The organism is Treponema sp. UBA7567, from assembly GCF_002476655.1.
Taxonomy (GTDB): domain Bacteria; phylum Spirochaetota; class Spirochaetia; order Treponematales; family Treponemataceae; genus Treponema_D.
On sequence record NZ_DLLH01000072.1, the window covers coordinates 3,242 to 16,129 of the forward strand.

The following is a 12,888-nucleotide window of genomic DNA, read 5'->3' on the forward strand; positions in this document are numbered from 1 at the left end:
AAATTGTCTGACGAATCCACCAAACAGCATATGAAATAAAGTGATAACCTTTTGTAACGTCAAATTTTTCAATCGCAGTCAAAAGACCAATATTTCCTTCACTGACTAAATCGCCAAGTTCCAGTCCACGATTCTGGTATTTTTTTGCAACATTTATGACAAACCGAAGATTCGCATTTATAATTTTATCTTTTGCAGCCTTATCGCCATTTTTAGCCTTAATTGCCAGTTCTGTTTCTTCTTCATGATTCAAGAGCGGAATTTTGTTTATTTCTTTCAAATAAATTCCCAGGTTTTCATCGTAATTTGTCATAAAATGTCTCCTCTAAAAATTTCGCGTTAGCGGTGAGCCACGGATGACGAGAATCACAGTTTTAGAAAGCAACGCTTGAGCAAACTGTAATTTTTATCATGCAACATTAAAATCGCCGAAACGATGTTTATTTTTAATTTTTTTACACTTATATATTAGCAAGAAATGTGCCAACTTTTTACTATTTTTTAGGCGCCACATCTTGCTAAAAAACGCAATTTTTCCGATTACTCTTCTCTTTTTTCTTCAAACCAGTGCCTACAGGCTCAGTAACCCTCGGTCCTGCGGACGAACTTGCGTTCCCTTCCGGCCCTGGGGCGTATTTTTCGGGTAAAAAAATCCTCTTTTAAAATTCTTATTGTTTCTTTTTGATACAGTTAAAAGCTTTTAATTTAGCATTGTGTCTTTTTGACGCATTAAAAAAAATCAAATTAAAACGATTTTTGTTGACGATTAAGAGACAAAATTTATATATTTAAAGCAAGGATTAAAAAAAATTTGGAGGTTATATATATGAAACTTAAACCATTAGCGGACAGAGTTCTTCTCAAGGAAGAAAAAGCAGAAACAACAACAAAATCAGGCATTCTTCTTCCAGAATCTGCCCAGGAAAAAACACAGACTGCAAAAGTAGAAGCTGTTGGACCTGGCACAGAAAAAGAAAAAATCACTGTAAAAGTGGGCGACCGTGTAATGTACGACAAATATTCAGGTGTTCAGGTAAAAATGAACGGCGAAGATTATTTAATCGTTAAAAACTCAGACATCATCGCTGTAGTAGAATAACTTGTTATAGACGGTCATTTCGAGAAAAACTCAATGACCGTTTTTTTTTGTCATTTTAATTTTCTGAGCATAAGCCTTGCATCAGCATTCATTGGATTTAAGCTTAAGGCATATTCAAGCGAAAGAATTGCGCTTTCCTTATTCTGCAAATCGTTTTGAACAAGAGCGGTTCTGTAAAGAATTTTGGATTTTAACTTTTTATCTTTAGTTCTGCCAGAAGCAAGTCCGTAGAGATTCAGCGCTCTTTTTAACTCACCGTCAGAAGCATAAATTACAGCAAGATTAACAGCCGAATTTACAGCACAAAGCCTGCTAAAAGAAACAATCTGACCGTCAGCTTCAATCGTTCGAGCGCCTCCTGTTTCAAAAAGCGCATATTCGTACAGACGGCGGGCGGCGGAAATATTATTGTCAAGAAGGGCAAAATATGCGGCAGTTTCAATTTCCCAAGTTTCCATTGTGTTTGCATAATCCGCCGCCCTGTCGCCAAAAGCCGCCCTTATTACAAAATCAGGAACTGGCGGAGCAGAATATGTTTTTTCACCGCCAAAAATATCATATTCAACTTTTTCGTCCTGCAAGTCCGTTTTTTTCATTTTATAGCGGGCGTCCAAATAGTTTTCGAACAAAAGCCTGGCATCTTCTTTTTTTTCGAACTTTAAGAATTCGTTTACGGCAAAATGCAAAAGTGCCGGCGGATACATATTTTTTTCAATTTCGTTAATTTCGAGATTTTTCCATATTTCGCTTTCAACTTTTTTTTGCGGTAAATCAGAATTTTCAGTCAGCCATAAAGAAAGTTTTTCTACCAAAAGCTCATCGCTCAAAGTCTGCGCATTTTTTTTCTGCCATTCAAGCATTTTCTCAATTCTAAAAATTGCATCTCTTATCAAAAATTTCGGCCGCTCATCTTTCTGCTTCATCGAATATGTGCGCAAGGAAGTTTTTCTCAATTCCCGTTCAAACAAATCCTGCTTTTCCAATACAGAATCCGCGCGAGCAAATTTTCCATAAGTTATTAAGGCAGGAATATTTTTTGAATCACGCATTATAACTGTCATCAATAAATCGTATGCTCTTGAATATTGGGCAGCATTATAAGCCCAAAGCGCGCTATTTACGTAAACAAGTTCTGGAACATTCGCATTTTTTTCAATTTTTGCCTGCAAAATCAAACGTTCGCGCTCTTTTTCTGCAGAATCGTAATCTCCAAGCATAAAAAAAGCATCGCTTGCAAGATCTGTCAGTTCATAATTTTCAACAGAAAAACCTTTTAACTGCGCATTTTCGTAATTTTCAACGCACAAATCGTAATTTTTTGCGTCAAACTGAACCTTAGCCCAAAACAAATTAAAATCACTCTGAATCGATTTCTGCAAAGCGGCCGCCGCAGAATAGTTTCCATCTTTTAAAAACGGAAGCGCCGCGTTTACAAGCCATTTTTCGTTTCCCGTTGCAGAATAACAGTCGCCGTAAATTCCGGAAAGCTGAGGCAAGAGAAGATTTTTTTCTTTTTGAGATTTTAAAACCGCCTCCGCATAAATCGAACCGTATTCTGAGCCTTCCAAAACGGAACCAATTTTTAGAGCTTCGTCGAAACGCCCTTCTCGCAACAAAAAATGAGAATAGACCGCGGAAATCTCATTGTTGCCGGGGATTTTCTTTAAACTGTCGGAAAGTATCTTTTCTGCAAGTTTTTTTTCTCCAAGCGTCATAAAACGCCGGTAAATTCCAATTCTTGCGTAAGCGCTGTATGCTGATTTTGAAGTTTTTTTTAAAAGTTTTAAAGCATCGTCAGTCTGCCCAAGTTGAATAAAAGAATCAACAGTATCAAGAGCAGACAAAAAAGACGACTGATTTGAACTCTGCGAACACGAAAAAAATAAGAATCCGGTGAGTAAAAAAATCACTGCCAGATTCTTACGGCTGGACAAAAATTTCCAGTTTTTCTTCATATGCAGACCAAAATTATTTTTCTGACGATTGAGAATTGCAGGATTTTCCAATAGTGTCCAAAACCGCATTTATAAATTTAAACGAATCATCCTGTCCGTATTCTTTTGCAATATCAACCGCTTCGTCAATTACGATAGAAACAGGAACGTCTTTCTGAAAAAGCAAAGAATAAACGCTCATACGCAAAATCGAAAGCGTAACCTTATTAAGACGCGCAAAATCCCAGCCTTTAAGATTTTCTTTTATACGTTCATCAATCTGAGACTGATTTTCAATCGCACCGGCAATCAAAACCCTTGCAAAAGTTGCAGTTTCCATATCAACTGCATTTTTTTCAGAATCTCCATCCGCCCAAGACAATTCAAGAACATCTTCTTTAGGCATTCCGCCTACTTCCCAGGAATAAAGTCCCTGAAAAGCCAAAATTCTTCCTCTTCTTCTTGACACTTTATCTTTCCTGTAAAATTACCAATTAAGCAACTTGTCTAAAGCTGCACCTGTCTTCTTTCTTTCTACATTTTCTGGAGTATCAAGAGCTTTTGTTACGTCTTGAACTGCCGCAATCATTGCCTGGCTCTGTTTCTGTTGTGTAAGATTAGATTTTATATAATCATAGACAGTGATTGTCGTTTCCGGCTGAACTAAATCGCTCAAACCAAGCATTTTTGCACTGTACTTTGCACGAACCGCATAAAATTGAAAGTCGTTTTCTGTTTCTGTAAGCGAAGAAACATATCCTTTTTCTTTTCCAAAAAGCTCGAGAAGTTCATTGTATGTAATGCCAAGCTGCTGAGCATGCTGAGCGGTTTTGCTTATGAATAAATCTCCGCCCTGATAATCTTTTGAATTTGCTGCATTTGCCTTGATTTTTTCAGTAGTAATTTTTTTATCCTTAAAATCTTTCAACATAGCTTCTGCCTTTGTTTTTGCGGCAGCAGGATCATTGTTTTTAGGAAAAAGCACAAGGAAAAGTTTAAGCATATCGTTCTGAACAAAACTTGCCTTATTCAATTCATAAAAAGCACGAATTTCTTCATCGCTCGGAGCAGCTTTTTGAATTTCTTCCTGTTTTTGCTGCAAAACATACTGCTGGGCAATCAGCTGATTCTTCAAATAAGTTTTGTATTCAGCGACTCCCATTCCTACAGTATTTTTCATGTAATCCTCAAAAGATTTTCCTGTCTGTTTTTTTATTATTTCCTCAAATTCTGCTTCTGTAACGTTTCTTCCAAACTGCTGGCTTACATTCTGCATAAAATACTGATTAACCTGAGAATCAGTAAGAACCATTCCTGCTTTTGTCGCAGCCTGTACAACCAATTTTTCATCAATCATCGCATTAAGAATTTCTTTTTTCTGATCAACTGTAAAAGAAGAAATTCCATTCTGTTTTCCATAAATTTCAACTCTATTCTTGAGCTGCTTTAAGGTGATTGTCTCTGATTTATTGAGTTTTACAGTAGCAAGAGGCTGTAAATCTGTCTGAGCAAAGGCTCCTGTGGCTGCCATTAAAATCAAAGATACGCAAAGTGCAAAACGTTTCATAAACTTTCCTTAACTTGTCTTTTTTGTTCTGTAAAACGAGAACATGCAGGGTTTTTGAAAAAACTAAAAAGTTCCAAAAACACTTAACGAATATAAACAACTGTCAAAACAGCCAGTTACATTCAAATAAAAAATCACCTCCAAAAAAATTGACGTTTTCAGAGGCTGTTATTTTTTTGCGCAATTTACTGAGGATCGAGCGGAAGCCCGCCAGAAATCACCGCGCGGATTCTTCTTACGCCTGCCGATGAAGACTGCTCTTTTACAATCTTGAAATCGCCAATCTGCGCAGTGTGCTGAACATGAGGACCGCCGCAAACTTCCTTTGAGAACCAGTCGTTTTTAGGGTCGCGTCCGATTGTGTAGACTTTTACCTGCTCGCCGTACTTGTTAGAGAAAAGCGCGCGCGCGCCTTCTTTTTTTGCCTGGTCAAGAGTCATAATCTCCATTGTTACAGGCAAGTCTTCCTTGATTTTCTCGTTTACAATGTCCTCGACTTTTTGAATTTCTTCCTTAGTCATCGGGCGGCTGAAAGTAAAGTCAAATCTCATTCGCTCGTTGTTGATGTTCGAGCCTTTCTGCGCAACCTCGTCTCCCAAGACATTGACCAAAGCCTGCTGCAAAAGGTGAGTTGCAGTGTGATACTTTGTCGCGACATCTGACTGCTCAGCCAAGCCGCCTTTCGCTTTTCCCGCATCCAAAGTTTTTGACGCTTCCTGATGCTTTTTTTCAGCAGCCTTGAAGCCTTCAACATCGACTGTAAAGCCGTGCTCCGCGCCAAGCTCCTGAGTAAGCTCAAGAGGATAGCCGTAAGTTTCATAAAGATTATAAGCGACTTTTCCTGAAATCACTTTTTTAGGATTTTTCATCAAATTCGGGAGAAGTTTCTGGAACTCAGACTCGCCTTTTTTCAAAGTCTGGCGGAATTTCTCTTCCTCGGCTGTAAGCTCCTGCTTGATTTTCGCAGAATTCTGCTCAAGTTCAGGATAAGCCGCCTTGAAATTCTCAATTACAGTTTCAGCAATTTCAGCAAGGAAAGACTTTTCGATTCCGAGCTTCATTCCGTGTCTGACAGCGCGGCGAATCAAGCGGCGCAAAACATATCCCGCGCCGACATTTGACGGAGAAACACCTCTCGGGTCTCCAATGATGAAAACAGAAGCGCGGCTGTGGTCTGCAATAATTCTCACAGAACGGTCTTTCTCCTCGTCTGTTCCATACTTATAATTTGAAAGCTTCTCGATTTCAGCGATAATCGGCTGAAAAACTTCCGTCTGATAAACCGAAGTTTTTCCTTGCAAGATGCAGTTTGTGCGCTCAAGTCCCATTCCTGTATCAACATTTTTCTTTGGAAGCGGCTCAAGAGTTTTCTCGTCAATTCTGTTGAACTGCATAAAAACGTTGTTCCAGATTTCCATCCAGTTTGCAGAATCAGTTCCCTTGTTGCTTCCTTTTGGAGGCAAGCCTTCGCCAACCCAGTAGAAAATTTCAGTGTCCGGACCGCAAGGACCAGTCGGACCCGCCGCCCACCAGTTGTCTTCCGCTGAAAGATAAGCGATTTTGTCTTCCGGCATTCCATTCGCTTTCCAAGCGTCGGCTGCCTCCTCATCGCGCGGAGCATTCTCATCGCCTGCAAAAACCGTAACAGAAATTTTTCTTGGATCAAGACCGAGCCATTTCGGGCTTGTCAAAAATTCGTATGAAAAAGCGATTGAATCTTTCTTAAAATAATCTCCAAGCGACCAGTTTCCAAGCATTTCAAAAAAAGTAAGATGGCTCGGGTCTCCAACCTCGTCAATATCGCCAGTGCGCACGCATTTCTGATAATCTGTAAGACGAGTTCCCGCCGGATGTTTTTCACCAAGAAGATAAGGAACAAGCGGATGCATTCCCGCAGTTGTGAATAAAACAGAAGGGTCATTTTCCGGAATCAAAGACTGACCAGAAATTTCAACATGATTTTTAGATTTGAAGAACTCAATATATTTTGAGCGTAATTCGTTTGCAGTCATAATTAAAATATTCTATAGATTTGACCGCAGAATTTCAATATCTTAAATTTTAGAAGCACAAAGCCTTACCGCGGCCGGCTTTTGCTGCAAGTCCTCCTTCGCTCCGCTCGTCCGGTCTTTTCGCGGCAATCCGGGCTAAAATTTTCGCTTCTTTCAAGATTTTCTTACACGCCTTTTTATCTGCGAGTTTTCTATTCTTCGGTCTTTTTTAATTCAGTTTTTTTGAATGTCAACGGAAGCACTTCATTCTGAAAAAATCCATTCGGAGTTACATCAACCGACTGCAAAATTACAGTGTCGTTGTCATCCACAACAAATTCTGTTGTTTTTCCGCGCTTATTTCTCTCAGTTTTTTTAATTTTGCCAAAACTTGCAGAATAATATCCGTTAAAAAATTTTATGTCGGTGTCGCTTCTAAACTGCATCAATTTTGTGTCAGAAATACTATTCAAGACAAAACGGCCTTTATCTGTAAATTTCTCAGACTCTACTATATATACATCGTTTGCAAAAACAAAATATTTTCCATCAGAAGTAGTCCATGCAGGTCCTTCGACAAGCCTTTTTAGCGCTTTTTCAGATTCGCCTGCAACAGTTTTTTGGTTTAATTTTGTCGAAACTTTTTTATAATTTCCGTCCCAGAGAGTGCTTTCGCTGATAATCATCCGGACATCATCCTGAATCCGAATTCTTATTTCATCGACATTTACAAGCGAAATATCAAAACGCCTCTGAAGGTTTTCGATTGACTGGTTTATCGAAGTAAAATACATTCCGTTTCTGCGGAGTTTTGCATTTAGCCACGAATACACTTCTTCGCTGTCTTGATAATGAAAAATAATCTCGTGCGTCTGAGGATCAAAAAAGATATAACGTACGTTTCCGCCTGAATTTTCGGTCTTATACCACAAGCCTTCCAGAAATTTAGAAAAAGTCGCGACAGTTCCATCCTGAATTCTCGCAAGTTCTTTTGCGGCAATGCGGTTTCCTGTAACACGAACCTGCTTAACCTGAGTATACTCACCTTCTTTTTCGTTCCAATCGTACATTGTCTGAATCTGGTCAAGCCGGGCGCTGTCTTCTGCCGAATCCGAAGCATAAACCCAAACAGGAAAACTGTCGGCCTTTGTCTGGCTCAACTCGTAAGCTTCGTTTCGTTCTGTCTGCTGAATAAAAACCGTTCCGTCAGACTCAAAGTCTCCGATTTTTGTCAAAACAAAGTCGCCTTTTTTAGTGCGGCTTCCGTTAAAAATACACAAAACAGAATGACCTTCGTCCGTAATTCCCTGATAAACAAGCGAATTTTTGTGGTTTCCGATTACGTCTAGCGCAGTACAGGCAAAAGTACGAATCTGGCTTACCGTAGTTGCAATCCAAGCTGCTCTGACATAAGAAGAAGTTGAAGGATTGTACAAACCGACAATAAGTGCCAAAAAAGGGCTTCTTGATGTTTTTACAATATTTATCTGATCATCATAACCGTCATCGTCAATATCCATCGTAACAACGTTCAGAAGAGTTTCATCGTTGGCAAGTTCAATAAACGAAGTCTGCTCATAATCTTCGTATTCATTTTCCAAATTTTCTTCTTCGGACTTTTCTATTTCAACAACCGGTTTTATAATTTTTGCACGCGAATATGAATTGTCTTTTATAAAAAGATTTTTTCCAACAAAAAAAAATGCAAGTCCTGCGGCAACAATAACAAAAATCACTGGAATAAGTTTTTTCATAATCAGTAAAGTTTACCAAATCGGTTAATTTCGCTCAATAAAACAAAGCGCTTCGCAAATAGTTACAAACTCTTCTATATATTACTATTTATTGACATTTTTTCTGTTTTTTATAAAATTTCTGTACTATGATAAAAAATATTGAAATTTTTGAGCACACGCCGGTTCCAAAGGCGGTTTTTAAATTTGCGCTTCCTACAGTCCTCAGCATGATTGTTACTGTTTTGTACAACATGGTTGACGCTTTTTTTGTCGGTCAGACAGGCGATCCTAGCCAGTTTGCAGCGGTAAACGTTGCAACCCCGATTTTTCTGTTTCTCATGGCAGCAGGAAACATCTTCGGCATGGGCGGCTCTTCGTTTATAAGCCGCGCGCTTGGCGAAAAAAACTACGAAAAAGTAAAAAGCATTGCTTCATTTTGTCTTTACGCAGGAATTTTTACAGGTTTTCTAGGGCTATTCATAATTCTTTTCAATATGGAAAGAATTCTCAAATTGATTGGAACAACTCAGACAACAGCACAGTTTGCACGCGATTACTTAAAATATATTGCGTACGGCGGACCTGCAATTGTTATTTCGACAGCCTACACAAACATAATCCGCGGAGAAGGCGCTTCTCAAAACTCAATGGTCGGGCTAATTGCCGGAACAGCCGTAAACATTGTGCTCGATCCGATTTTTATTCTCGACTCATTTTTAGGAATTCCAGGACTTGGACTCGGTGTAAAAGGAGCCGCAATTGCAACTGTAATTGCAAACATCGTTACGATTGTAATCTATCTTGCGCATGTCCTTTCAAAAAACTCAACGCTCACAATAAACCCGAAATATTTTAAAATTTCAAACGGAATTTTGCTCGGCGTTCTTGCAATCGGACTTCCTGCAAGCCTTACAAACATTTTGATGAGTTTAAGTTCAATTCTGACAAACAACCTTCTAGCTTCGTATTACAGCGTTCCTGTCGTATCAGAAAAACTATTGCCGTTTATAAGAACATTTATCGATGGTACAGCAGTTTATGGCGATATTCCTGTTGCCGCAATGGGAGTTGCGCTCAAGGCAAACATGCTGACAATTTTTATTCAGCTTGGACTCGGAATAGGAATCGCTCCGTTAATCGGCTACAATTACGGCGCAAAAAATTCTATTCGCGTTAAAAAAATCGTAAATTTTTCTATTTTGGTAAATGTTGTGCTGGGAGTTTCTCTTACCGTACTTTATATAATTTTTGCAAAGCCAATCATAAATATTTTCTCGGAAGATCCGGCTGTTGTTGCGTTAGGCGTAGATATTATTTATGCACTTATGTCATCGGCACCGTTTATTGGAATTATGTTCGTTTTAAATTTTACATTCCAGGGAATGGGAAAAGGCTTGCAGTCGCTTGTTCTTGCCGTAAGCCGCCAGGGTTTTGTATTTTTACCGGCAATTCTTATAATGCAAAAACTTTTTGGACTTAACGGAATTATCTTTGCACAGCCGTTTGCCGACGCAGTTGCGGTTTTAATTGCCGTAGGAATGTTTTTATTTTTGATTAAAGACCTAAAAGCTGAAGAAAAAACAATTTCTTCTCAAACAAACGAATAAAATACAAAAGTAAATATAAAGGCTGTTCGTAAAAGGCAGTCTTTTTTTTTGTAAATAAAGTATTTTTATTATTGCACAAAATGCAATATTCAATTTATTTTATTTCACTTTACGCAATACTAAGTTTTTTTGTAGAATAAATTATATTTTTACAAAAGCGGTAGGGATAGAAGTGGCTTGTTGCGGAACGAAGTGAAGCAATGGAGCGCGGCTAGCGCGGAACCACGGATAGCCCGACGGCAACTTGTTGCCGGACCGCCCGAAAAAAAATATTTAGCCGTTTGTCAATTTTCAATCGGCGCAAAACAGGAGATTTAATAAAAACTTTGCCTAAAATAACGTCAAAGTTTTTATTTATAAGTTTGCGTTGCAAACTTCATTATAAACTGCATATTCTCATTGCATTGCGAATATGCTAAAAAGTCAAATCGAAAGTTGAAACGTTCTCACTGACTTTTTACAGGAGATTTTTATGGGAAACAATTATTTCAATTCAATTCCGTGGCGCGAGGCTCGCCTGCAGCTCGGACACTGCCGCTCAATGGCAAAAGAGGAATTCGCTGACGGAGTGAACGCTCTCAAAGGCAAAAAAATCGTAATCGTAGGATGTGGCGCTCAGGGCTTGAACCAGGGACTTTGCTTGCGCGACTCTGGACTTGATGTTTCTTACGCTTTGCGCGAATCTGCAATCGCTGAAAAACGCCAGTCTTGGAAAAACGCGACAGAAAACGGATTCAAAGTGGGAACTTACGACGAACTGATTCCAACTGCTGACCTTGTTGGAAACCTTACTCCGGACAAGCAGCACACAGCAGTTATCACAGAAGTTATGAAGAGAATGAAGAAAGGCTCGGCTTTATGGTACTCTCACGGATTCAACATGATTGAAGAGGGAATGCAGATTCGCCCGGACATCACAGTTGTAATGTGCGCGCCTAAGGGACCGGGAACGGAAGTCTGGCACGAGTTCCAGAGAGGATTCGGAGTTCCAGACCTTATCGCGGTTCACCCTGTAAACGACCCGGAAGGAAAAGGCTGGGCTTACGCAAAGGCTTTGGCAGTAGGAATGGGCGGAAGCAAGGCCGGCGTTCTTGAGTCTAGCTTTGTTGCGGAAGTAAAGTCTGACCTTATGGGCGAGCAGACAATTTTGTGCGGTATGCTTCAGGCTGGAACAATCGTCTGCTACGACAAAATGGTAAGCGAAGGAATCGCTCCTGAATATGCGACAAAACTTTTGATGCACGGATGGAACGTAATTTCTGAAGCTTTGAAATGGGGCGGAATCACAAACATGATGGATCGTCTTTCCAACCCTGCAAAAATCCGCGCGAACGAACTTTCAAAAGAAATCAAGAAGCTTTTGACTCCACTTTACCAGAAGCACATGGACGACATCATCAGCGGAAAATTCTCAAGCACAATGATGCAGGACTGGGCAAACAAAGACCACGACTTGCTCACCTGGCGCGAAGAAACAGGAAAACTTCCGTTTGAGTCAACTCCAGAATCAAAAGAGGAAATCTCTGAGCAGGAATATTTCGACAAGGGAATCTTGCTTGTTGCAATGGTAAAAGCCGGCTGCGAACTTGCATTCGAGACAATGGTTGACGCAGGAATCAAACCTGAATCGGCTTACTACGAATCTTTGCACGAAGTTCCGCTCATCGCAAACCTGATTGACCGCAAACGTCTTTACGAGATGAACCGCGTAATTTCAGACACAGCAGAATACGGATGTTACTTGTTCAGCCGCGTTGCCGCTCCTATGATGGCAAAAGACTTTATGCCGAAAATCCACACAGATGTAATCGGAAAAGGTCTTGAACTCAAGGACACAAGCGTGAACAACACCCAGCTCGTCGAAGTAAACGCAGAAATCCGCAACCACCCGATTGAAGTTGTCGGACGCAAACTTAGAAGTTACATGACAAGTATGAAACCAGTTTTGTAATTCATTGCAAAACTGGCAGGCACGGGCAACAAATGAAAGTTCCAAAAGAATTTTCCTTCCGTGCCGTATGACTGCAATGAAGCCAGTTCTGTAATCAAACAAGATTCAGGGCGTTTCCCGGCGCAAAACGCCGGGTCGGGTGTTTCGCAGTTCCGCTCGAAAGCGCTTCATTCTTCCGCTCCGCAAGCTGCGCTTCAGAACAGCTTCGCCGCTGCTACACCCCCTAACGCAAAGCTTAAAAACGCGGAAATTTACAAATTAAAAAAATAAAAAGTTTTTCTTATCTTAAAATTTCCATGCAAAATGCAAAGACATTGTAATTCAGAACTACTCGCCCTAGCACGTTAATTGAATTGTTTTTGCATACAGGAAATAACCTAGTGCAACCAAAATGTTATTTTCTGCTTCTTTTTATTATTACAGCTTTAATCAATAGACTCAAAAACTTCTTTTATTTGATTCATTTTTTTCTAAGCAATTTTCAAAAAAACAGCCGACCAAAAATCCGACTTCTTTATTTTTGTCATTTTTTTTCAGATGCGCTATCATCTTCGGAATTTTCTTCATCATCGCCAACCATCGAAATTGAACCAACAACAAAACCCGATTTTTCCGCTCTAATTTGAGTTTTTTCTGCGGTATTTTCATTTTTTTTAGAGTTTTTGTCCTTCAAGCGAGTCTGAACCGTCATTTCAGACTTAATTCGGTCCAGGGTTGGATTAAGAGCCCGCAAAATACTTTCCATAACAAAAAGAACTTCTTTGTCAGCGTCTTTACATTTCACAAGTTTCTGATAACTTTCATAAATTAAAATATAAGCATGGTTTAGTTCTGTATAATCTGAATTATAAACTTCTGTTTTTTTCATATTACCTCCGAAGAACAAAATTTTAATCTATTATTCCAATTTATGCTATACCGGTCGATTTATTTATCAAATCAATACCGTTTTTTGTCAATTCCACCCATAAAAAGCTGCAAGACAACAAAAGGCAGGAGCACA

At 39.5% G+C, this 12,888-nt stretch carries 10 protein-coding genes; 3 read left to right on the forward strand and 7 right to left on the reverse strand.

All coding sequences use genetic code 11. The features are described 5' to 3' along the window. Positions 1–313, reverse strand: a 313-nt coding sequence (locus B3Y13_RS09030) for a sigma-70 family RNA polymerase sigma factor (protein ID WP_296694065.1), incomplete at its 3' end; no start/stop codon positions are given. Between the two features lie 513 nt (positions 314–826). Between B3Y13_RS09030 and B3Y13_RS09035 the strand changes: the two genes are divergently transcribed. Continuing rightward, positions 827–1,099 carry a co-chaperone GroES gene (locus tag B3Y13_RS09035; RefSeq protein WP_296024347.1) on the forward strand — a complete coding sequence of 91 codons (273 nt, stop codon included), beginning with the start codon at positions 827–829 and terminating at the stop codon, positions 1,097–1,099. A 50-nt stretch (positions 1,100–1,149) separates the two neighbouring features. On the opposite strand, the gene B3Y13_RS09040 is transcribed toward B3Y13_RS09035, so the two are convergent. The 5 genes from B3Y13_RS09040 to B3Y13_RS09060 all read right to left on the reverse strand — a co-directional run bounded on the left by B3Y13_RS09040 (position 1,150) and on the right by B3Y13_RS09060 (position 8,345). Further along, complete coding sequence (locus B3Y13_RS09040; protein ID WP_296694067.1) at positions 1,150–2,943, reverse strand: hypothetical protein; 1,794 nt, start codon at positions 2,941–2,943, stop codon at positions 1,150–1,152. A 124-nt stretch (positions 2,944–3,067) separates the two neighbouring features. Beyond that, the gene (gene nusB / locus B3Y13_RS09045; RefSeq protein WP_296024351.1) at positions 3,068–3,502 is read right to left on the reverse strand and encodes a transcription antitermination factor NusB; all 435 of its coding nucleotides are present in this window, start codon (positions 3,500–3,502) and stop codon (positions 3,068–3,070) included. An 18-nt stretch (positions 3,503–3,520) separates the two neighbouring features. Beyond that, entirely contained in the window at positions 3,521–4,600 is a 1,080-nt protein-coding gene (locus B3Y13_RS09050) for a peptidyl-prolyl cis-trans isomerase (RefSeq protein ID WP_296024354.1), read from the reverse strand. Positions 4,601–4,785: 185 nt separating this feature from the next. Further along, entirely contained in the window at positions 4,786–6,612 is a 1,827-nt protein-coding gene (locus B3Y13_RS09055) for an alanine--tRNA ligase (RefSeq protein ID WP_296694069.1), read from the reverse strand. A 191-nt stretch (positions 6,613–6,803) separates the two neighbouring features. Continuing rightward, positions 6,804–8,345 carry a pallilysin-related adhesin gene (locus tag B3Y13_RS09060; RefSeq protein WP_296694071.1) on the reverse strand — a complete coding sequence of 514 codons (1,542 nt, stop codon included), beginning with the start codon at positions 8,343–8,345 and terminating at the stop codon, positions 6,804–6,806. 128 nt (positions 8,346–8,473) lie between these two features. Here B3Y13_RS09060 and B3Y13_RS09065 point away from each other — a divergent pair, with 128 nt between their 5' ends. Beyond that, on the forward strand, positions 8,474–9,934 hold the full coding sequence (locus tag B3Y13_RS09065; protein WP_296668559.1) for an MATE family efflux transporter: 1,461 nt from the start codon (positions 8,474–8,476) through the stop codon (positions 9,932–9,934). Positions 9,935–10,406: 472 nt separating this feature from the next. Further along, entirely contained in the window at positions 10,407–11,885 is a 1,479-nt protein-coding gene (gene ilvC / locus B3Y13_RS09070; RefSeq protein WP_296694074.1) for a ketol-acid reductoisomerase, read from the forward strand. A 523-nt stretch (positions 11,886–12,408) separates the two neighbouring features. Here ilvC and B3Y13_RS09075 read toward each other — a convergent pair. Next, positions 12,409–12,753, reverse strand: a complete 345-nt coding sequence (locus tag B3Y13_RS09075; RefSeq protein ID WP_296694077.1) for a hypothetical protein — start codon at positions 12,751–12,753, stop codon at positions 12,409–12,411. Positions 12,754–12,888 lie beyond the last annotated feature (135 nt).